Below are 20,653 nucleotides of genomic sequence, written 5' to 3'. Positions count from 1 at the left end.
GGACAAGGAGTCGAGGCGCATGGCGACAGAAGCGGCAAAGGCAGTGGATGCGAATTGGTGGCGCGGGGCGGTGATCTACCAGATCTATCCGCGATCCTTCCAGGATACGACCGGTGACGGTCTGGGCGACATCAAGGGCATTACCCAGCGCCTGCCTTACATCGCTTCGCTCGGCGTCGATGCCATCTGGCTGTCGCCCTTTTTTACCTCGCCGATGGCCGATATGGGCTATGACGTCTCCGATTACTGCAATGTCGACCCTATGTTCGGCACGCTTGCCGATTTCGACGAGATGATGGTGGAAGCAGAGCGCCTCGGGTTGAAGGTGATCATCGACCAGGTGATCAGCCACACGTCCGACCGTCATCCCTGGTTCATCGAAAGCCGTTCGAGCCGCACCAATTCCAAGGCCGATTGGTATGTTTGGGCCGATCCCAAGCCGGATGGCACCGCGCCCACCAACTGGCTGTCGATCTTCGGCGGTCCGGGCTGGGAATGGGACGGAGTGCGCAAGCAATATTACATGCACAATTTTCTGATCGCCCAGCCGGATCTAAACTTCCACAATCAGGAGGTCCAGGAGGCGATGCTGGGGACGGTGAAATTCTGGCTCGACCGGGGCGTGCACGGCTTCCGGCTCGATACGGTGAACTACTATTTCCACGACAAGCAACTGCGCAGCAACCCGCCCATGGTCTACGACACGGACGGCGCCGGCATGGAAACCGATACGAATCCCTATTCCATGCAGAACCATCTCTATGACAAGAGCCAGCCGGAAAATATCGACTTCCTGAAGCGGCTGCGTTCGCTGCTTGACGGTTACGAGGGCCGTGCGACGGTTGGCGAAGTGGGCGACGGGCCGCGGTCGCTGACGACGCTCGCCATCTATACGAGCGGCAATGACAAGCTGCATATGTGCTATACATTCGACCTTCTGGGGCCTGCCTTTTCGGCCGCCTATCTACGTAAGGTTCTGACCACCGTGCAGGATACGGTGACGAACGGCTGGGTCTGCTGGGCGTTTTCCAACCACGACGTGGTTCGGCATGTGACTCGCTTCACCGAAGTGCCCGAGGAACAGGATCGGGTGGCCAAGCTGTCGGTGACACTGCTCTCGACGCTGCGCGGTTCGATTTGCCTTTACCAAGGCGAGGAACTGGGGCTGACGGAAGCGCAGCTTTCCTTCGAGGACCTGCGCGATCCCTATGGCATTCGCTTCTGGCCGGCCTTCAAAGGCCGCGACGGATGCCGCACGCCGATGGTCTGGGAAGCGGGTGCGCCGCATGCCGGCTTCACGACGGGTTCCAAGACCTGGCTGCCGGTGCCAGGCGAGCATGTCTCGCAGGCGGTGGATGCCCAGGAAGCCATAGCGGATTCGGTGCTGCATCATTACCGGGCCGCGCTGGCCTTCCGCAAGTCGCACCCGGCGCTCGTCGACGGCGACATGACCTTCATCGATACCAACCAGGACCTGCTCGCCTTTGTGCGCGAAAAGCATGGCGACAAGCTGCTTTTCGTGTTCAACCTGACGCGCGAAGCGCAGGATTTCCGGCTGCCGGAGCGTCTGTCCTCCTGCATGCCGATCGACCTGCCGGGCTTTGCCCTAGGTTTCGACGGTGGCATTGTCAGGCTCGCCCCCCTCGACGCCTTCTGCGCGCGGGTCTAAGCCGGTCAGGCGGCAGGCGGCAGGCGGCATGCGGCATGCGCGCAAAGGGTCAACCGTATGGTTTAATGTTTGCGTCTGAAGATTTGCGGTCGCCGAGCTGCCTGTGACGGCGGGCGGATGTGGAGAGAGCTAGATTTCCTCGATGCGCCGCTCTTCTTCCGGAAGGACCGAAAGTTCGCGCCAATCGATTTCCTCAAGAAGGAGGTTGTAGACCTCCGGATTTAACTGGTGCTGGCCACGCAAAAAGGCAAGCTTTTCACGCTGGGCGGCAATGACGTCGAGTGCAAGACGGCGATAGTTGTTGAGCGATTCCAGAGCCGGGTTGGACAGGCTCTGCTGCTCCATACGCAATTTCGTGCGCAGCAATTCCGCCTCCTCGCCGCCGGCGCCTTCCAGCCGTGCGAGCCCGGCCGAAGCGATTTTGCCGCGCAGCTCGTTGAGGTCGCCCGCTTCATGCCCGTCGAGATCGAAGCGGAGCCAGCGGATCACGAATTTCAGCGACAGGCCCTGGATGACGAGAGTGGCGAGCACGACCGAGAAGGCGGTCAGGACGACGATGTCGCGGGCCGGAAAGTCCTGCGGAAGTGCGAAGGCGGTCGCAAGCGTCAAAAGTCCTCGCATGCCGCACCAGCCGGTGAGAACAGCTTGCCCGACCGTGGCGCGTTCGGCCCGCGCTTCCCGACGGGCTTGAAAGGCTTCATAGCGGTTCAAGGCAAAACAGACTGCAAAACGAACGGCGACGACGATGACGACGACAATCCCCGCGAAGACGGCTGCCTCTCCCAGCCGCGCCGGCTCGATCTCGCGCAGGATGTCGCGCACCTGCATGCCCATCAGCAGGAAGGCCATGACGTTGAGGACAAAGACGACCGCGCTCCAGACGGCATAGGATTGCACCCGCATGCGAGCTGAGGAAAGCTGCGCATCATTGCTGCTGGCGATCGTCATCGCGAAGGCGACAATGGCCAGCACGGGCGACAAATGCAGGCGCTCGGCCAGGATCCAGAGGAAGAAGGTCTGCACGAATTGGAGGATGTTACCGCCGAGCGTTCCTGACACGAAGGGGGACAGGCGCGTGATGATCCAGGCAGCGATGACACCAAGCAGGATGCCGCCTGGCACCGCAAGCGTAAGGCTCAAGGCAACCGGACCATTCAATGATCCGGCAGACTGGACAGACAGCGCTGCGCTGAAGATCAGCAAGGCGGCGGCATCGTTGAAAAGGCTTTCGCCGCGCAAGATGGCATCGGTATTGCGCGGTATGGCGACGGATGAGAGAACTGCGGTCGCTGCAGCGGCATCCGGCGGTGCAACGATAGCGCCGAGCACGAGCGCGGCTGCAAAAGGCAGACCGGCGAAGGTCCACCCCACCAGAGCAACCACCAAAGCCGTCATGACGACGCCGCCGACAGCAAAAACGAGCAGCGGCAACCAGAAGCGACGGGCCGTCCCGACGGGGAAGTCAAAGGCGGCATCCAGAAGGGCGGGGGCAATGAATAAGGCCAGCGCCACTTTCGGATCAAGAGCCACATAGGGCATGCCGGGAACGAGAGCCACGGCCGCGCCCGCCATGGCCAACATGGAAGGGTAAGGGATGACGAGGCGGCGCGAGACCTGCAGCAACACGATGGCGACGAGAAGCAGTGCCAGAAGGCTTTCAAAAAAACTCACGGCGAACTCCTGCTGTCTCTCGATATCGCTTGAGGGCCATATGCGGCGAGGCGCTGGCGGCTAATGGGGACAAGCATAACTGCGGGCAGCGCATGTGCAACAGACTGTTCACAGGAGAGGCCCGTAAAGCGATCGACCGGTAATGGACATGTCGCAATAATTCGGTAGGTTCAGCTCCGTTGCAACAAAATACAATTCCATCTCCCACCTCGATTGCCTCTTCATCATCTTTGAAGGAAACGACCATGAGCAGCACCATTACGACCAAAGACGGCATAGAAATTTTCTACAAGGACTGGGGCTCGAAAGACGCACAGCCAATCGTTTTCCACCATGGCTGGCCTTTGTCTTCCGACGACTGGGACGCCCAGATGCTGTTCTTCCTCAAAGAAGGCTTTCGCGTCGTCGCCCATGACCGCCGTGGACACGGGCGCTCGAGCCAGGGTGCAGATGGTCACGACATGGATCACTATGCCGCGGATGCGTTTGCCGTCGTCGAACATCTCGACCTGAGGAACGCCGTACATATCGGCCATTCCACCGGCGGCGGCGAAGTTGCCCGCTATGTCGCCAAGCATGGCGAACCCGCCGGCCGCGTCGCCAAGGCCGTTCTTGTTTCGGCCGTTCCGCCGCTGATGCTGAAGACCGAGGCCAATCCTGACGGGCTGCCGCTCGAGGTTTTCGACGGATTTCGCTCTGCGCTCGCCGCCAACCGCGCGCAGTTCTTCCGCGACGTGCCGGCCGGACCGTTCTACGGCTTCAACCGGGATGGCGCGACCGTGCATGAAGGCGTGATCCAGAATTGGTGGCGCCAGGGGATGATGGGCGGCGCCCAGGCCCATTACGACGGTATCAAGGCTTTCTCCGAAACCGACCAGACGGAGGATCTCAAAGCCATCACCGTGCCGACACTGGTGCTGCACGGCGAAGACGACCAGATCGTGCCGATCGGTGCAGCGGCCCATAAGTCGATCAAGCTCCTGAAGAACGGCTCCATCAAGACGTATCCTAGCTTCTCGCACGGTATGCTGACGATCAATGCCGACGTGCTCAACGCCGATTTGCTCGCCTTCATCAAGTCGTAACTTACGAAATTGGCCCGCTCGCGAGAGCGGGCCAATTTTGCGGGCCAATTTTGAAGCAGCCGCTTTTGGGCGGCGGTTCACTGCCGCCGATACCGGCTGCCTTCATTCCGCAGCGACGATCTTGCCGTTTTCCCATTTGAAGAGCGAGAAGCTCCGTGACGTCAGGTCGCCGGTCTCGCCATAGGAGAGGTCACCAATTGCCGTCTTGATCGGTTCGCCGCTCTTCAATGCTGCGGCGACGGCTTCTGCATCGTCGGCGCTCTTTGCCTTTTCAATGCCGGCCTTGATAACCTCGACGGCGGCAAAAGCGTTGAGCGTGAAGGCTTCCGCCGGTATGTTGCGCGCGGCGAGCGCATCGGCGGCGGCCTTGGAGTCAGGGTTTTTCGTGGCGTCCGAAGCGTTGGTGAACAGCGTGCCGGCAGCGGCATTGGAGCCGATGTTCCAGTATTCGCTATTCGACAGGCCATCGCCGCCGATGATGGTTGCCTTGACACCGAGATCTGCAAGCTGGCGGGCCAGCAGTCCGCCTTCCGGGTGATAGCCGCCGAAATAGATGACTTCGACCTTTTCCGACTTGAGGCGGGTGGTCAGGGCGCTGAAATCCTTGTCGCCAGGGGTCACGGCATCGTTCAGCACTTCCTGCACGCCGCCAGCATTGAGGGTTTTCTTGAAGGCGTCCGCCAGGCCCTTGCCATAGGCGCCCTTGTCGTTGACGATCGCCACCTTCTTGTCCCTCAGGGACTTGAGCACATATTGTGCGGCGACCTCCGCCTGCTGGTCGTCGCGGCCGCAGGTGCGCAGCACATTGGTGAGGCCACGGGTCGTCAATGCCGGGGTTGTTGCCGTCGGCGTCACCATCAGCACACCGTTTTCGGCTAGCGCGTCGGAAGCCGGCATGGCCACGCCCGAAGTTACCGGGCCAACCACGAAGCGGATGCCTTCGCCGACGAGCTGGTTGGCGGCGGAAACCCCCTGCTTCGGTTCGGCGGCGTCATCGGCCGCCTTGAGCACGACCTTTTCACCGAGAATGCCGCCCTTTTTGTTGATCTCCTCGATTGCCGTCTCAGCGCCGTTCTTGACCTGATCGCCATAGGCAGCGACGGGGCCGGTCAGCGGAGCAATCAGCCCGATGATGATATCGGCATGTGCGAGCGGTGCGAACGAAAAAGAGGCGAGGGCGGTGGCGCCCAGAAAGGTCTTCAACTTCATGTCTGTCTCCTTGGGTTGGGCCATGGCAGCCCCGGTGATTGCCGCATCTGCGGGCGCTCGTTTTGGATTTCGCCGGGTGCAATCCTTGTGCGATTTCCTGCCATGACGAGGGCGAGGTACGGTCAAGGCCGGCGCGAGTCATGTTTGACTTTCTCAGCCAGCGCCAGATTGTGTATGAACCACGTGCAATATGCGCAAGAACATATCATGTTCATGCCTGTTTTATTGCATTCGACATGAGGCCGCGCCATACGAAAAAGCGGCCACCATGGCCGCTTTGTGGGTTCGGCGCCTGCCTCTTGAAGATCAAATATTTCCCGTCAGGATCTCGCGCAGCTTGCCGAGGATCTCGTCGATATGGTGTTTTTCGACGATCAGCGGCGGCGACATGGCGATCGTGTCGCCGGTGGTGCGGATCAGCAGGCCGTCTTCATAGGCCTTGAGGAAGGCCGTGAAGGCCCGCTTGGTCGGTTCGCCCACGATCGGGTCAAGTTCGATGGCGCCGATCAGGCCGAGGTTTCTGATGTCGATCACATTCGGAAGGTCCTTCAGCGAATGCAAGCCTTCTTCCCAATAAGGCGCGATATCGCGAGCCCGGTCGAACAAGGCTTCCTCCTTGTAGGTTTCGAGCGTCGCCAGAGCGGCGGCCGAAGCGATCGGATTACCGGAATAGGTATAGCCGTGCATGAATTCGATCATGTGCTCAGGCCCGGTCATGAAGGCATCGTGGATTTCGGAGGTGACGAAGACGGCGCCCATGGGAATGACACCGTTGGTGAGGCCCTTGGCGGTGGTGATGATGTCCGGCTTGACGTCGAAATACTGGGCTGCGAAAGGGGCGCCGAGGCGGCCGAAGCCGGTGATGACTTCGTCAAAGATCAGCAGGATGCCGTGCTTGGTGCAGATGTCGCGCAGCTTCTGCAGGTAGCCCTTCGGCGGGATCAACACGCCGGTCGAGCCCGCCACCGGCTCGACGATGACGGCTGCAACTGTCGAGGCGTCATGCAGGGTGACGATGCGTTCCAGTTCGGTCGCCAGGTCACCGCCATGTTCCGGCTGGCCGCGGGTGAAGGCATTCTGGGCCGGCAGGTGGGTATGCGGCATGTGATCGACGCCGGTCAGCAGCGTTCCGAACATTTTTCGATTGGAGACGATGCCGCCGACCGAGATGCCACCAAAATTGACGCCATGATAGCCACGCTCGCGGCCGATCAGGCGAAAGCGCGAACCATTGCCCTTTACGCGGTGATAGGCGAGCGCCACCTTCAGCGCCGTCTCGACTGATTCGGAGCCTGAATTGGTGTAAAGGACGTGGTTCATGCCCTCAGGCGCAATGTCGACCAGCCGGTTGGCAAGTTCGAAGGCCTTCGGATGGCCGAGCTGGAAGGCGGGCGCATAATCCAGTTCGCCAGCCTGTTCGCGGATTGCCTCGGTGATCTTCGGGCGGCAGTGCCCGGCATTGACGCACCAGAGACCAGCCGTTGCATCCAGCACTTGGCGACCGTCATGGGTGGTGTAGTGCATGTCCTTGGCGGCAACGAAGAGGCGGGGCTCCTGCTTGAACTGGCGATTGGCCGTGAACGGCATCCAGAAGGCGCGAAGGTCGTTGGGCGTGGTGTTGAGGCGGTTGGACATGCTGTTCTCCTGCGGCCCTATTGGTTCTGCCAGGGGCCATTCCCGGTCGGCGGCGTTGCGCCAAGTTTGACTGCATGGTCAAATTATCAGCGGGATTGAGGCCGTCAACCGACTTCGGAGCCCCAAAAAGGGGCTGCATTTACAGGAGAAATGTCAAAGCATAAGCCGCCGCCCGCTGGTGCCGCGGGGCGCCGGTTCAAGATCCGGGCAGGGTCGGCGCCATCGGGCGCCGTGGGTCAGGCTGCTGCGGAGGTCTTCTGTTCCTGCGCGCAGTAAAGGTCTTCCAGGGTCGCCAGAACCTTGAGTACGGATTCGGAGGAGCTGGAATAATAGATGGTCTGCGCGTCGCGGCGCGTCTTGACCAGCTTCTGCGCCCTCAGCTTCGACAAATGCTGCGAGAGTGCAGACTGGCTGAGGCCGACCTGCGAAGCCAATGCGCCGACTGCGACTTCGCCCCTGACAAGGCAGCACAGGATCATCAGCCGCTTCGGATTCGCCATGGCGGATAAAAGACCGGCCGCTGCCGTAGAATGCTCTGATAGTGACATCGTGTCCATAAGCTCAATTCCCCTCGTAGCCAAAGCGAGCCGCCCTGGCATTCGCCGTCATCCGTCCGATGAAATAAACCAGCAGCGAACGAAATTGTATATCCCTAGATTTCGGGTAGTTGCCCGGTCTGATAAGCCATGCTGGAAATATAATCCAGCACGCTCTGTGGAGATGGTAAAAGCGTCTCAAATTCGTGCCTTAGCTGGAAATCGCCTCCAATAATGTCGAGACCTGCCCTGTCTGCCCCGCCGAAACGCCAATCGGCGTCAATTTTGGCACCAATCTTGGCGGCAAGGCAAGCTGCGCCTTCCTTCATGTTTTCTAAAGCATTTTGCAGTTGCACCCATTCCGACGTGATTCCCGGCTCGGGGATCAGGAGGTCTGATCCTTTAAGCTGATAGGCGCGTCCGAAACCGCCGTTCAGCGACGCCTTCCTTGGCACAAGCCGAAAGAAGCAGAAGTCGGGAAAATCGACGTAAAGCTGCGCCTTGGGGTGCCGATGAAGAAAGCGGCTGCGGATCCTCAGGTGATCGGGACCGTCCCGCGCCACCTTTTCCGCATCGCTTTGGACGCTGATTCTCGGATGGGCAAGCGGATCGCCCTTGCCCGGCTCCCCGGCGAGAAGCGAACAGCGTGGATCGGCAGCGAGCGCCGTCGTATGGGTCGAAAGGCCGGACACCAGAATAACCGGAGCCGCGTCCGCATCGGTGCCGGTAAGCACGCGGCTGGCGGAAGGATATCCGTCTTCGGGATCGTTGACAGCGAGTGCCATGAACCGGGCACCGCGCACCAGCACGCGCGCAAGCCGGCGGGCCTCGTCGTCCGTATCGCGCAATGTCTGGGGCTTGTCAGCCATTTCCATAACCGTCTTTATCGCCTTGATCTGTGGCGCGACGCATAGCACCTCGCGCGGTAGAGCGAAAGCCGAGCGGCGTAGTCCACTTCAATGATGTTTAACGCTGATGGTTAGCGCGACAGCTGCCGGAGCCTGGTTCAGGATCTCCGGCGGCGGTGGCGGGTGAGGCCGGCAATCACATCTTCGGCGGAAATCGTGCCAATCACGGCGCCGTTTTCTACCACGCCGATTGCTCCCGGCTGGCGCGACAGAGCATCGAGGATATCGATGAGCGGCGTCGCGCTGCGGGCGGTGGCGGTGACGGAGGCGGATGCACCCTGGCCGGTCATGCCGGGGCGCATGACGTCGGCCGCCGTCAGCATGGTGATCGGGTTGAGATGCTGGACGAAGTCGGCGACGTAATCGTCGGCCGGCGCCCGGACGATTTCCTGCGGCGTCCCACACTGGACGATGCGACCGCCCTCCATGATGGCGATGCGGTTGCCGATCCGGAAAGCCTCGTCCAGATCATGGCTGACGAAGAGGATTGTCTTTTTCAGCCGCTGCTGGAATTCCAGGAGCTCGTCCTGCAGACGGTTGCGGATCAGCGGGTCGAGGGCGGAAAAGGGCTCGTCCATAAGCAGGATGGGCGCACCGGTCGCAAAGGCGCGGGCCAGGCCGACGCGCTGCTGCATGCCGCCCGACAGTTCACCCACTTTGCGGTTCGCCCAATTGGTGAGGCTGACCAGTTCGAGCTGTTCGCCGACGCGTTTCCTCCGTTCCGGTTCCGGAATTCCGGCGAGCTCCAGCCCGAAGCCGACATTTTCGGCAACGGTGCGCCAGGGCAGCAGGCCGAATTGCTGGAAGACCATGGACACGGTGTGCATGCGCAGATCGCGCAGGGTCTTGGCGCTCGCCCTGTAGGGATCGACGGGACCCGAGGGCGTCGCAATACTGACAGTGCCCCGGACCACCGGAGCGAGCCCGTTGACGGCGCGCAGAAGCGTCGACTTGCCTGAGCCGGATAGCCCCATCAGCACGAGGATCTCACCCTCGCGAATGGAAAGCGAGGCATTGGCGACGCCCAGAACAATACCGGTGGCGGCGGCGATCTCATCCCGGGTGCGGCCCTGGTCAAGAAGCGGCAAGGCCTGCTGCGGGCTGGCGCCGAAGATGATGTCGACATTGGTGAAAGTGACCGCGTTGGTTACAGAAGCGCTCATGACTTGCTCCCGGGTTCGGCCGTGCGGAACATGCGGTCGAGAATGATCGCCAGCACGACGATGCAGAAGCCGGCATCGAAGCCGCGGGCGATATTGACCGTGTTGAGCGCCCGCACAACCGGCACGCCAAGCCCAGGTGCGCCGACCAGGGCGGCAATCACCACCATGGACAGGGACAGCATGATAGTCTGCGTCAAGCCGGCCATGATCTGCGGCATGGCATAAGGGAGTTCCACCTTGCGCAGCACCTGGAAGGGTGTGGCGCCAAAGGCAATGGCGGCTTCCGTCAGCGCTTCGGGCGTCGAGATGATGCCGAGCCTGGTCAGCCGCACGGGCGCGGGAACGGCAAAGATGACGGTGGCGATAAGGCCGGGCACCATGCCGAGGCCGAACAGGATGAGGGCCGGAATGAGATAAACGAAGGTGGGAATGGTCTGCATCAGATCGAGGACCGGCCGCAGGATTTCGTAAAGCCAGGGCCGGCGGGCTGCCGCAATGCCGACCGGCACGCCGACAAGCATACAGACGGCGGTGGCGGCCAGGACCAGGGCTAGGGTTTCGCTTGTTTCCTTCCAATAGCCTTGGTTGTAGATGAGCAGGAGACCAATGGCGGTGAAGGCTGCGACACCAAGCGAGCGGCGCAGGATCCAGGCAACGCCGGTCAAAAGGGCAATCAGCACGAAGGCATTCGGCCATTGCAGAACGAAAAGCATGGCGTTGATGACGGCCGACAGGACCGCCGACAGCCAATCGAAGAACCAGTCGGCATTGGCGGTCAGCCAATCGACGCAGTCCTTTGCCCAGTTGCCGAGGCGCAGCTTGCCGGTCGAATCCACGAGCCATTCGGGAAGCCAGTTCACGTCGTGTCGCCTGCCTGATCAGGAGAAATGGGAGCCTCGAAGATCAAGGGCCGGAGACCTGCCCTTGATCTTGTGCCGCGTGTCTTACAGGCCGAGTTCGGCCTTGACGGCTTCGGCACCAGGCTTGCCATCCTTGGTGGTGACACCGGCAAGCCAGGGCTGGACGGCTGCGCCATTCGCCTTCAGCCATTTGGTGGCGGCGGCTTCCGGCTCCTCGCCGTCATTGAGGATGCTGCCCATGATCTGGTTTTCCATCGGCAGCGAGAAATTCAGGTTCTTGATGAAGGCGCCGACATTGGGGCATTCCTGCGTATAGCCAGCCCGCACATTGGTGAAGACTTCCGCACCGCCGAAATTCGGTCCGAAGACATCGTCGCCGCCAGTCAGATAGGTCAGCTTGAAGGTCGAGTTCATCGGATGCGGCTCCCAGCCGAGAAAGACGACCGGCTGGCCGGCCTTTTCGGCGCGCGCCACCTGGGCCAGCATGCCTTGCTCCGACGACTCCACCACTTCGAAGCCTTTCAAGCCGTTGGTATTCTTCTCGATCATGCCGAGGATCAGTCGGTTGCCGTCATTGCCGGGCTCGATGCCGTAGATCTTGCCTTCCAGTGCATCCTTATTGGCGGCGATATCCTTGAAGTCCTTGATGCCGAGGGCTGCGCCCTTGGCGTTGGTGGCCAGCGTATATTTTGCCCCAACCAAGTTGGGGCCGATGGATTCGACCGACTTGTCAGTGAGGAAGGGCCGCACATCGGCTTCCTGGGTCGGCATCCAATTGCCGAGGAAAACGTCGATATCCTTGTTCTTCAGCGACGAATAGGTCACGGGCACGGAAAGCACCTTGACGTCCGTGTCATAGCCCAGCGCCTTCAAGAGCACGGAAGCGGTGGCGGTGGTCGCGGTGATGTCGGTCCAGCCGACATCGGAGAAGCGAACCGTGCCGCAGCTCTCGGGTTCGGCCGCAGCAGCAGCGCCCGCCAGCGTCAGAAAAGATGCGGCGAGTGCAAGTGTCGTCTTCAGCGAAGAGGTGGTGCGCATGATTTGCTCCCGTTTTTTATGTTCCCGCCATTATCAATATCTCTCTTCAACAGGCAAGCGCGCGCGTTCACGTCGCGTCGGGCGGGTCATTGCGACACGGGGCAGCCAGGAGCGCCCACATGATTTCCTGTGATTAGCCGGAGCGACCAGCTTTTCTTCCGTTTCGATGCGGATCAAAAGGAGCCTATGGCCAAGCTTTATTTCCACTACGCAACGATGAATGCCGGCAAGTCGACCATGCTGCTGCAGGCCTCCTACAATTACCGGGAGCGCGGCATGCGCACGGCAATCTTCGTGGCGGCGCTGGACGACCGGGCGGGCCAAGGCCGGGTCGCCTCGCGGATCGGCCTCTCCTCGGACGCCATTCCGTTCAGCGAGGAAGATGACCTCTTCGAAATCATCACCGGCATGCACAATGACGACCCAATCGCCTGCGTCTTCGTCGACGAGGCGCAATTCCTGGCGCAGGAGCAGGTTTGGCAACTTGCCCGCGTCTGCGACAGAGTAGGCGCGCCTGTCATGGCTTACGGCCTGCGCACCGATTTCCAGGGCAAGCTCTTCCCAGGGTCGCACGAGCTGCTCGCCATAGCGGACGAGTTGCGCGAAGTGCGCACGATCTGTTTTTGCGGTCGCAAGGCAACCATGGTGGTGCGCATGGACGAAGAGGGCAGGGTTATGCGTCACGGCGCCCAGGTGGAAGTGGGCGGCAACGAAAAATATGTGTCGCTCTGCCGCCGCCACTGGGAAGAAAAGATGCGCTGCGACTAAGAGCTTGTCGCGGCCGCCGGTTTTCGGCGGAAGATAGATGTGGCTGAATCCGTAAGGAACGTTATCTTGCCGCCAAAAGCGACAGGGGGCATCGAACGTGGCGGACAGGAAAAGCTTCGAGACTGCGGTGGGAGAAGTAGGGGCGAAGCTGGAAGCTCTACGATCCGCGCTGGCGGCCTCCGAGACCATGGTTATACAGGCGGCGCGCGACCGGCAGCTTCCAGACAAAGCGGCGCTTGCCGCCGAGCAGGCGCGCCAGGGAGCCGATGCCGATGAGCGCGATGCCGCGGAGCAATCGCTGGCAGCGCTGATCTCCGCCTTTGCGGATCGGCTGGAGGAGGAAAAGCGGGCCTTCGAGGATCGGGAAGTGCCGAGCCGAGCGGAACGGCTGCTCGGATATTTTTCCCGATCGACAACCAGAAGGCTCCTGGAGCGGCGCTGGGTGCGACGCAACAGCCTGGACCGCCTGACCGATCTTCTGCGGCGGGCGGACCGGCTGGCGGGCGTGCTGAGCGAGGAGCGCCGGTTGCTTCTGGCCAAGCATAAGTCGCTTGAAAGCGCTCTTGCGCAATTTGTCGATCACCGCCCCGAGGTGATGGAAAGACTGGGAGATTACCAAAGTGCGGGCGAGCGGCTTCAGGCCGTCACTGCCGTGGAGGACTTCATCCGCCTTTCCAACGCGCTGGTCCGGATGCTGAACAGGCGGGTTGCGGTCTGCAACGCGCTTCTTCACAAGCTGACGGTGGATGTGGAGGATCTGCTGATCCTTTACCGGGTGGTGATCGAGGTTGACGGGAAGCGTCAAGGACTCGCTCTCGATGCACAGGGTTTCATGCATCTCGACGCATCGCTCGATCGCTTTCGACGCGGCATGCTGATCGGCCGCGACCTCGAGCGGTTGAGGGAGGCGACGGAAACGCGCTTCTTCAGCTGGTTTCCCACCTATGGACCGCAGGTGGCGCCTGAGCCGGCAAGTCCGCCGCAGGATTGATCCCTGCCTTGTCGCAACAACCAATTTGCCGATGGCGGTTGTGATTGTGCACCACAGAACATATGTGTGTCGAAGATCGGATGCCCCCGGCACAGGAGACAGCGATGCCCGACCGCATTACCGCCTTTTTCCAGAGGCTTGGCCAAGGCGTCGGCAGAGGCATCGGCCTACTTGTCGCCTGGCTGATCTGGCCCTTCATGGCTGCCCGTGGCTGGTATAGTGGTCGGCACTGGATGGTAAAGGGCCCGGTTATCGCGGTTCTAGCGCTGCTGGTCGGCTCGTATGGCTATTTCATCTGGCAAACCCAGGTCTGGAGCGGCTTCAACCCGAATTTTGTCGACAGCTATCGCTGGTCCGAGCGCACCGTGCCGGCGGGCCAGGAACTGACGGCGCCGGCGCCGGCCAGCCCGCAAACCACGGCCGCAGCCACGGCGGCGCGGCAGTGCCAGTCTTCCGCGATCGTTGACGCGGCCGCAGACCTCACCGACATGAACGTCAACCAGAATGCCTGGATCTCCTCCATGCTGCTTTACCGGCTCGGCCTGTTAGGGCTGGACTGGGACAGCACGCCGTTTCTCGACAACAAGGCTTCCTTCCAGCGCGGTGTGAACCAGGCAGTGCGGCGTACGTCTGTCGAGCTCGTGGATACGCTGGCGCGGATGCGGGGCACGTCCGGGGTCAACAACAATCTCCAGGATGCCCGCAGCAACCTGCAATTCGACGAGTATTCCTGGTATTTTGGCTTGAGCCCCTTCGGGCCGAAGACGCCGAGCCCAAGCTATTACCGGGCGGCGATCGACAGCCTGCGCAAATTCAACGCCGAGTTAACCACCTGCGTAGCAGTTTTCGACGGGCGTGCCGATAACCTGGTGCAGTTCCTCGACCGGATCGCCAATGATATCGGCAGTACCTCGGCAATCCTGCGCGAGCGCTCGGAAAACTTCAACGGCGGCTGGTTCGATACAAGGGCGGATGACCGCTTCTGGTTCGCCTATGGCCAGCTCTATGGGTATTATGCCATCCTCACTGCAGCCGGCGCCGATTTCTCGCAGGTCATTCGCGAGCGCAATCTTGGGCCGATGTGGAGCGAAACGCTGGTGCAGCTGAAAGCGGCGCTGCGCATCCAGCCGGCGATCATTTCCAATGGTCGTGAAGACGGCTGGATCATGCCGTCCCATCTGGCGGTCATGGGCTTTTACATCCTCAGGGTCCGGTCAAACCTCGTCGAGGTCCGCTCCGTTCTCGATCGCTAGGGCTGCAGGATTTGTTGTAGAGCGGCCTTTAAAAGCAGGGCCTCGTCTTCATCCTGTCGGAAGAGCTCATAGCTGATGCCGACCACTTCGCCACTCGTGCCGGGCTTTGGCCGGAATTTGCCGACGGCGCGGACAAACTTGAAGCCTTCTGCACCGATCCGGACCCGGAATATGCTTTCATAGGCGGTCTTGTCGCGGCCGGCATGCTCGAAGATACGCATCAGGTTCGTGAGGTCGTCGGGATGGATCCGCGCGCTGACTTCAACGATGTCGACCGGCCCGGCATGTGGCTCAAGGCCGCAGAGGTGAAAGAAGTTTTCGGTGGCGAACACATGGCCAGCGTCGAGTTCCATGCGCCAGAAACCATAGAGCCGGAAGCCAGTGGCAAGCTCAATCACATCCGCTTGTGAAAGACCGAAATCCCCAAACTGCTGCGCGGCACCCTTTTCAGCGCCGTCGGACCCTGAATTCAATCATTTCCCCCGAAGCAGGAGAAAATGCCCTGCTTATATGATCAGCCTCAACCTCAAGGCTTTAGCTACCAATTGGGTACGATTGACACAATCCAGTTTCTTGATGGCATTGGTCATATACGCGTTAACGGTATGGTCCGACAGCGAAAGGATCTGGCCGATTTCCGCTGATGTCTTGCCTTGTGCCGTCCAGCGGACCACTTCCAATTCGCGCGTCGTCAGCGGCGCGGAAACGCCCTTGTCAGCTCGGCGGATCTTGTCGAAGACGCCGAAGGCATGCAGCAATATCATACCGATTTCGTTGATTTCGACCTGAGTGAGCCTTGGACGGCTGCCATCGATGCGTATGCGGAAACCAGTGCTGTCGACCGAATGCATGGCCATGGCGAGGCTTGTGGTCATCTCGTATTGACGCTGGAGTTCAGCCAATTCTGGCGGAAAGGGAAGGCCGTTGGCGTGGTCGCGCTCGTCGAGCACCCAGCAATAGGGCAGTGAAAACTCGGCCAGGATGGGCGAGAGCGGACATTTGCGGAGCAGCCGCCGCCGGTCGAATTCGCGGATATAGTCCCTGGGCAGGTTCGTGTCGACGATGGATCGAGCCAGCAGCACCTCGTCAGCAGGTGGGACCTTGACCAGCATGAAATAACGGAAACCGAATTCGTGCGTGATGCGCGCAAGCGCGCTCGAGATCCCGGTGCGCGAATCCGCCGCGGAAATTTCGCTGCTTAAAATGGACTGCCGTTCCAGAGTAATCATATCTGAGGCAAAAAATTATCTGATTATGTTAAGGGCAACAAATATACCAAACCATTTGAATAGCCAGTAAAATATGCGGGTCAAGCCCCCACGCAACAACTGTTTATGATACTCGTTCATATTTTTAAGTCTTTCCATATGGTTAACGCCGGCTTGCCCCGTTCAGCTAATCTAAGCGCATGTGCTGGGGGAGATTGAGACGGGGAGGACTGACAAATTTCGCTCCGACTCCTCTCGCCGAATCATCCGCAGAGACGGAGGCGGATGTGGCGCTTGAGCCAGATCGGCCAACCGGCTGCCAGTGTCATACCGCAACGTCAGGTGAACCAAGAAGAAGAGCAAATCGTCATGTTTTAATTATTGACTATTTTTGTCATGTTTTATATTGGCATGATTAAGGCAGATTTTGCCTACCGCCACATATTTGCCAGATTTGAAACGCCTTGCGCTCGGTTCGCGTCCCTTCGCGCGCCGCCGACCGTGCGCGCCTTGAAAGGACAGACATGCCTCACCGCTCCCAGTCTTTGTTGCTCGCCTGCACGGCTTTTGCCGTCTTTTCGCTGCTCTCGGAAGCTTCGGCGCAAGATGCCGCGCAGCAGGACAGCACGGTATTGCGGCCGATCAGTCTGAAGGGGAAACGAACGTCCAATCCGGGCAGTGCCACCGACACACCGCTTGCAACACAAACGACGCAGGCGCAGATCGAGAACAAGCAGATCACCAATATTGAGGATCTCGGCCGAGTGCTTGAACCGGGCGTCAATTTCAACCGCACCACCGGTGCAATCAACATTCGTGGTCTGGAAGGAAGCCGCGTTCTGACAACCGTGGACGGCATTCCGACTCCCTTTATCGACGATGTAACGCGCCAGGCAACCGGCGGCGTCGATGCCTTCGATTTTGGATCGCTCTCAAGTGTAGATGTGGTGCGCGGTGCCGATTCCAGCCGCGCTGGGCCCGGAGCGCTCGGCGGGGTGCTCGGTCTTCGTACCCTTGAGCCTGAAGACCTGATCCAGGAGGGGCGGGACTGGGGCGGCATTGCGAAAACAGGATATGACGGATCCGACACAAGCGGTTTCGGCTCCCTCGGGGTCGCCAAAAAGATCGAAAACACCTCGATTCTTTTCCAAGGCGGCTACAAAAAGGGCCAGGAGCGGAAGAGCAATGGCGACATTGACGCGCTGAGCACGGCACGCACGGAGGCCAATCCCTCCGATTACGATCAGTATAATCTTCTCTTCAAGCTGCGCCACGAGTTCGAGGAAGGACATATGTTCGGCCTAACGGCTGAGCGTTTCCGCCGCGACCGCGACACGGAAACGCGCACCATGCAGACGGCGGCCGGCAATTACCGCGCAGGCAACTATGACGGGATCAAGGATCTGGACCGGGACCGGATCTCGCTTGATTACAAATACGAGTCGCAGAGCGAAGAAAGTCCGGTGGACCGCGCCTGGGCCTCGCTTTACTACATGAAGCAACGGACGCTGGATGGCTATGACGGATATCGCTCGACATCGGTGATCGGTCCTATCGGCCGGCGCAACGAGTATGAGCAGGAAAGTTTCGGCCTCGTCGGGGCAGCGGAAAAGGAGATTGATGCAGGCTTGCTCGACCACAAGCTCACCTTTGGTTTTGATCTTGCTCGCATGACGTCGGAACAAAATTCCGGAGGCTATGACAATTGCCCACCAGAAATCCGACCAGGGGTCTATCCGCCCGGCTTCTCGGCCTGCGCAAACCTGCATACCAACCAGGCGGACACGCCGAAGGTCGATACGAGTCGTATCGGCTTCTATCTCGACGACGAGATCGGCTTTGAGAATTCAGCCTTCACGCTGACGCCGGGCGTGCGCTTCGACTGGGTGCGGCACGAGCCGAAAATGACTGCCGCCTATGACAACAATGCCAGCAATCCGGCCTTGCCCGATGGGTTCGAGGACTTCGCCGTTTCGCCCAAGGTGCGCCTCGGCTATGACGTGAACGAGGACGTGAAACTGTTTGCGCAATGGGCGATGGCCTTCCGCGCTCCGACGGCCGGCGAGCTCTACAGCGTATTCGGCGGCCCCGGCACCTACCTGCGGCTTGGCAATCCGGATCTCGAGTCGGAAACGAGCAACAGCTTCGAAGTCGGCGCCGATCTCGGCGACCAGGACTTTGGCGGCCGGGTCAATCTCTTCTACAACCGTTACAAGAACTTCATCGATGCGCGGAGCTTTACCGCTGCGAAGATCATTGCGGCCGGTTACAATCCAGCAGACTTCCCACAAGGCGTTCAAGGCTACCAGAACATTGCCCGCGCCCGGATTTACGGTGTGGAAGCCAGCGTCCAGAAGACGTTTGCCAGCGGCTTCAGAATTGGCGGCGGACTTGCCTTAGTGCGCGGCGAGGACCTTGATCGGGATACCTTCCTGCGATCGGTCGCACCGTTGAAGGCGGTTGCCAGCTTCGGATACGACACCGAGTTCTGGGGCGTCGGCGTCGACGTGATTGGCGTCAAGCGATCGAAAGCAGACGATGGCTTGGGTGGCAGTTATTTCCGCACCCCAGGCTATGGAATTGTCGACCTGACAGCCTGGTGGGAGCCGGAGCAGGTCAAGGGCCTGAAAATCAATGCCGGCATCTACAACCTCTTCGACAAGACCTATTACGACTACTCCACCGTGAGGGGGTTCAATGCGACGCAGGCGCGGGAATTCTATTCGGAGCCCGGCCGCAGCTTCAAGATCTCGTTGACGCAGCGCTTCTGATTGCCAAGCGAAGACAAAAGCAGAAAGGGCGGGACGAGCGAACGTTGCGCCTTTTCCATGCCCGATCAGCTGTGGCCAGTGGATGTGCCCCTATTCCCACGCGCGGCTCTCTCCTTTATCGATGATGGCTGCATCCTGACGGGTCGCATGCATCAGAAGGGGACACCATGGCCGGCGTGAAATCCGATATCGAAATTGCCCGTGCGGCGCAGAAGAAGCCGATCGGCGAGATCGGCGCCAAGCTGGGTATCCCCCTCGATGCGTTGGCACCCTATGGGCACGACAAGGCGAAGATCGGCGCCGACTTCATTGCGTCGCTTTCGGACCGTAAGGACGGCAAGCTGATCCTGGTCACGGCGATCAACCCGACCCCGGCCGGCGAGGGCAAGACGACGACGACCGTCGGGCTCGGCGACGGATTGAACCGGATCGGCAAACAAGCCGTCATCTGCGTGCGCGAACCGTCACTCGGGCCCTGTTTCGGCGTCAAGGGCGGGGCGGCCGGCGGCGGTTATGCCCAGGTCGTACCGATGGAAGATATCAACCTGCATTTCACCGGCGATTTCCACGCCATCACCTCGGCCCACAATCTGCTGTCGGCGATGATCGACAACCATATCTACTGGGGCAACGCACTCGATATCGATACGCGGCGGATCAGCTGGCGGCGGGTGATGGACATGAACGACCGGGCGCTGCGCCAGATGGTGGCCTCGCTCGGCGGCGTTTCCAACGGCTTTCCGCGCGAAAGCGGCTTTGATATTACCGTGGCGTCGGAAGTCATGGCCATTCTTTGCCTGGCTCAGGACCTTGCGGATCTCGAGCGGCGGCTTGGCGATATCGTCATCGGCTATAGGTTCGACCGTTCGCCGGTCTTTGCCCGCGACCTGAAGGCGGACCGGGCCATGGCGGTGCTGCTGAAGGATGCAATGCAGCCCAACCTCGTCCAGACGCTGGAAAACAACCCCGCCCTCGTGCATGGCGGCCCGTTCGCCAATATTGCGCATGGCTGCAATTCGGTGATCGCCACCAAGGCGGCGCTGAAGCTCGGTGACTATGTGGTGACGGAAGCCGGATTCGGTGCCGATCTCGGGGCGGAAAAGTTCTTCGACATCAAGTGCCGCAAGGCGGGACTGAAGCCGGATGCGGCGGTGATCGTCGCGACGATCCGGGCGCTCAAGATGAACGGCGGCGTCAAGAAGGAAGACCTTTCGACGGAAAATGTCGAGGCGCTGTCGCGCGGCTGCTCCAATCTGGGCCGCCACATCGCCAATGTCAGGAAGTTCGGCGTGCCGGTCGTGGTCGCCATCAACCATTTCACGTCGGATACGGCAGCGGAAGTGGCCGCGATCGAGGACTATGTGGCACGCCACGGCGCCGAAGCGATTGTCTGCCGTCACTGGGCCGAGGGCTCGGCCGGTATCGCGGATCTCGCCTACAAGGTGGTGGAGCTTGCCGAAGGCGGGCAGGCGAATTTCCAGCCGCTTTACCCCGACAACCTGCCGCTGATGGAAAAGATCGAGACGGTTGCCTCGAAAATCTATCACGCAGGCGAAATAACGGCCGACAAGACGGTGCGCGATCAGCTGAAGGCCTGGGAAGAACAGGGCTACGGCCACCTGCCGGTCTGTATCGCCAAGACGCAGTATTCCTTCTCGACGGACCCCAATCTGCGCGGCGCGCCGGAAGGCCATGTGGTGCATGTGCGCGAGGTGCGGCTTTCGGCCGGCGCCGGTTTCGTGGTTTGTATCACCGGCGAGATCATGACCATGCCGGGCCTGCCGCGGGCACCTTCGGCCGAGCGCATTTTCCTGAATGAAGCCGGGTATATAGAAGGCTTGTTCTGATAGCCTGATTCAACCGCTTAAAGAGATGAAGCAGGAGCTTC

At 60.5% G+C, this 20,653-nt stretch carries 17 protein-coding genes; 7 read left to right on the top strand and 10 right to left on the bottom strand.

Features of this window, described 5'->3' with window-relative positions:
* The first annotated feature begins 19 nt into the window (after positions 1–19).
* A complete protein-coding gene (bglA, locus tag E2F50_RS02750) occupies positions 20–1,669 on the top strand; it encodes a beta-galactosidase BglA (RefSeq protein ID WP_133314521.1) in 1,650 nt (549 codons plus the stop codon).
* A 129-nt stretch (positions 1,670–1,798) separates the two neighbouring features.
* Here the strand turns inward: bglA and E2F50_RS02745 are convergent, their stop codons facing one another.
* Positions 1,799–3,340 carry a cation:proton antiporter gene (locus E2F50_RS02745; protein WP_133314520.1) on the bottom strand — a complete coding sequence of 514 codons (1,542 nt, stop codon included), beginning with the start codon at positions 3,338–3,340 and terminating at the stop codon, positions 1,799–1,801.
* Between the two features lie 245 nt (positions 3,341–3,585).
* Between E2F50_RS02745 and E2F50_RS02740 the strand changes: the two genes are divergently transcribed.
* On the top strand, positions 3,586–4,425 hold the full coding sequence (locus E2F50_RS02740; protein WP_133314519.1) for an alpha/beta fold hydrolase: 840 nt from the start codon (positions 3,586–3,588) through the stop codon (positions 4,423–4,425).
* A gap of 102 nt (positions 4,426–4,527) precedes the next feature.
* On the opposite strand, the gene E2F50_RS02735 is transcribed toward E2F50_RS02740, so the two are convergent.
* The 7 genes from E2F50_RS02735 to E2F50_RS02705 all read right to left on the bottom strand — a co-directional run bounded on the left by E2F50_RS02735 (position 4,528) and on the right by E2F50_RS02705 (position 11,774).
* Positions 4,528–5,634 (bottom strand): branched-chain amino acid ABC transporter substrate-binding protein, encoded by a 1,107-nt coding sequence (locus tag E2F50_RS02735; RefSeq protein ID WP_133314518.1) that lies wholly within the window; start codon positions 5,632–5,634, stop codon positions 4,528–4,530.
* Between the two features lie 306 nt (positions 5,635–5,940).
* Positions 5,941–7,269, bottom strand: a complete 1,329-nt coding sequence (gene aptA, locus E2F50_RS02730; RefSeq protein WP_133314517.1) for an omega-aminotransferase AptA — start codon at positions 7,267–7,269, stop codon at positions 5,941–5,943.
* Between the two features lie 236 nt (positions 7,270–7,505).
* On the bottom strand, positions 7,506–7,826 hold the full coding sequence (locus E2F50_RS02725) for an ArsR/SmtB family transcription factor (RefSeq protein ID WP_133314516.1): 321 nt from the start codon (positions 7,824–7,826) through the stop codon (positions 7,506–7,508).
* Between the two features lie 95 nt (positions 7,827–7,921).
* Positions 7,922–8,674 carry a HugZ family pyridoxamine 5'-phosphate oxidase gene (locus E2F50_RS02720; protein ID WP_133314515.1) on the bottom strand — a complete coding sequence of 251 codons (753 nt, stop codon included), beginning with the start codon at positions 8,672–8,674 and terminating at the stop codon, positions 7,922–7,924.
* A 137-nt stretch (positions 8,675–8,811) separates the two neighbouring features.
* A complete protein-coding gene (choV, locus tag E2F50_RS02715; protein WP_133314514.1) occupies positions 8,812–9,876 on the bottom strand; it encodes a choline ABC transporter ATP-binding protein in 1,065 nt (354 codons plus the stop codon).
* Positions 9,873–10,736 carry a choline ABC transporter permease subunit gene (choW, locus tag E2F50_RS02710; RefSeq protein ID WP_133314513.1) on the bottom strand — a complete coding sequence of 288 codons (864 nt, stop codon included), beginning with the start codon at positions 10,734–10,736 and terminating at the stop codon, positions 9,873–9,875. Before choW ends, choV begins: the two co-directional genes overlap by 4 nt.
* A gap of 84 nt (positions 10,737–10,820) precedes the next feature.
* Positions 10,821–11,774, bottom strand: a complete 954-nt coding sequence (locus E2F50_RS02705; RefSeq protein ID WP_133314512.1) for a choline ABC transporter substrate-binding protein — start codon at positions 11,772–11,774, stop codon at positions 10,821–10,823.
* 186 nt (positions 11,775–11,960) lie between these two features.
* On the opposite strand from E2F50_RS02705, the gene E2F50_RS02700 reads away from it, so the two are divergent.
* From E2F50_RS02700 to E2F50_RS02690, 3 genes are all read left to right on the top strand, one after another.
* Complete coding sequence (locus E2F50_RS02700; protein ID WP_133314511.1) at positions 11,961–12,542, top strand: thymidine kinase; 582 nt, start codon at positions 11,961–11,963, stop codon at positions 12,540–12,542.
* 97 nt (positions 12,543–12,639) lie between these two features.
* A complete protein-coding gene (locus tag E2F50_RS02695) occupies positions 12,640–13,533 on the top strand; it encodes a hypothetical protein (RefSeq protein ID WP_133314510.1) in 894 nt (297 codons plus the stop codon).
* A gap of 104 nt (positions 13,534–13,637) precedes the next feature.
* Positions 13,638–14,786, top strand: coding sequence for a DUF2333 family protein (locus E2F50_RS02690; RefSeq protein WP_133314509.1), 1,149 nt, complete (start codon positions 13,638–13,640; stop codon positions 14,784–14,786).
* Here E2F50_RS02690 and E2F50_RS02685 read toward each other — a convergent pair.
* Together E2F50_RS02685 and E2F50_RS02680 are read right to left on the bottom strand one after the other, a co-directional pair.
* A complete protein-coding gene (locus tag E2F50_RS02685; protein ID WP_133314508.1) occupies positions 14,783–15,259 on the bottom strand; it encodes a PAS domain-containing protein in 477 nt (158 codons plus the stop codon). The genes E2F50_RS02690 and E2F50_RS02685 overlap by 4 nt on opposite strands.
* A 33-nt stretch (positions 15,260–15,292) precedes the next feature.
* Complete coding sequence (locus E2F50_RS02680) at positions 15,293–16,015, bottom strand: helix-turn-helix transcriptional regulator (RefSeq protein ID WP_133314507.1); 723 nt, start codon at positions 16,013–16,015, stop codon at positions 15,293–15,295.
* A 503-nt stretch (positions 16,016–16,518) separates the two neighbouring features.
* On the opposite strand from E2F50_RS02680, the gene E2F50_RS02675 reads away from it, so the two are divergent.
* Complete coding sequence (locus tag E2F50_RS02675) at positions 16,519–18,765, top strand: TonB-dependent hemoglobin/transferrin/lactoferrin family receptor (protein WP_133314506.1); 2,247 nt, start codon at positions 16,519–16,521, stop codon at positions 18,763–18,765.
* Between the two features lie 167 nt (positions 18,766–18,932).
* Positions 18,933–20,612, top strand: coding sequence for a formate--tetrahydrofolate ligase (locus E2F50_RS02670; protein ID WP_133314505.1), 1,680 nt, complete (start codon positions 18,933–18,935; stop codon positions 20,610–20,612).
* Positions 20,613–20,653: the final 41 nt, after the last annotated feature.

This window comes from Rhizobium deserti (genome assembly GCF_004358025.1).
Taxonomy (GTDB): domain Bacteria; phylum Pseudomonadota; class Alphaproteobacteria; order Rhizobiales; family Rhizobiaceae; genus Neorhizobium; species Neorhizobium deserti.
This window is presented reverse-complemented; position numbering and strand designations above follow the sequence as displayed.

Bases quoted from the DNA above. Each gene is read 5' to 3' on its own strand.
- bglA (WP_133314521.1), top strand. From the start codon at position 20: ATGGCGACAGAAGCGGCAAAGGCAGTGGATGCGAATTGGTGGCGCGGG.
- E2F50_RS02740 (WP_133314519.1), top strand. From the start codon at position 3,586: ATGAGCAGCACCATTACGACCAAAGACGGCATAGAAATTTTCTACAAG.
- E2F50_RS02735 (WP_133314518.1), bottom strand. From the start codon at position 5,634: ATGAAGTTGAAGACCTTTCTGGGCGCCACCGCCCTCGCCTCTTTTTCG.
- aptA (WP_133314517.1), bottom strand. From the start codon at position 7,269: ATGTCCAACCGCCTCAACACCACGCCCAACGACCTTCGCGCCTTCTGG.
- E2F50_RS02725 (WP_133314516.1), bottom strand. From the start codon at position 7,826: ATGGACACGATGTCACTATCAGAGCATTCTACGGCAGCGGCCGGTCTT.
- E2F50_RS02720 (WP_133314515.1), bottom strand. From the start codon at position 8,674: ATGGCTGACAAGCCCCAGACATTGCGCGATACGGACGACGAGGCCCGC.
- choV (WP_133314514.1), bottom strand. From the start codon at position 9,876: ATGAGCGCTTCTGTAACCAACGCGGTCACTTTCACCAATGTCGACATC.
- E2F50_RS02705 (WP_133314512.1), bottom strand. From the start codon at position 11,774: ATGCGCACCACCTCTTCGCTGAAGACGACACTTGCACTCGCCGCATCT.
- E2F50_RS02700 (WP_133314511.1), top strand. From the start codon at position 11,961: ATGGCCAAGCTTTATTTCCACTACGCAACGATGAATGCCGGCAAGTCG.
- E2F50_RS02690 (WP_133314509.1), top strand. From the start codon at position 13,638: ATGCCCGACCGCATTACCGCCTTTTTCCAGAGGCTTGGCCAAGGCGTC.
- E2F50_RS02680 (WP_133314507.1), bottom strand. From the start codon at position 16,015: ATGATTACTCTGGAACGGCAGTCCATTTTAAGCAGCGAAATTTCCGCG.
- E2F50_RS02675 (WP_133314506.1), top strand. From the start codon at position 16,519: ATGCCTCACCGCTCCCAGTCTTTGTTGCTCGCCTGCACGGCTTTTGCC.
- E2F50_RS02670 (WP_133314505.1), top strand. From the start codon at position 18,933: ATGGCCGGCGTGAAATCCGATATCGAAATTGCCCGTGCGGCGCAGAAG.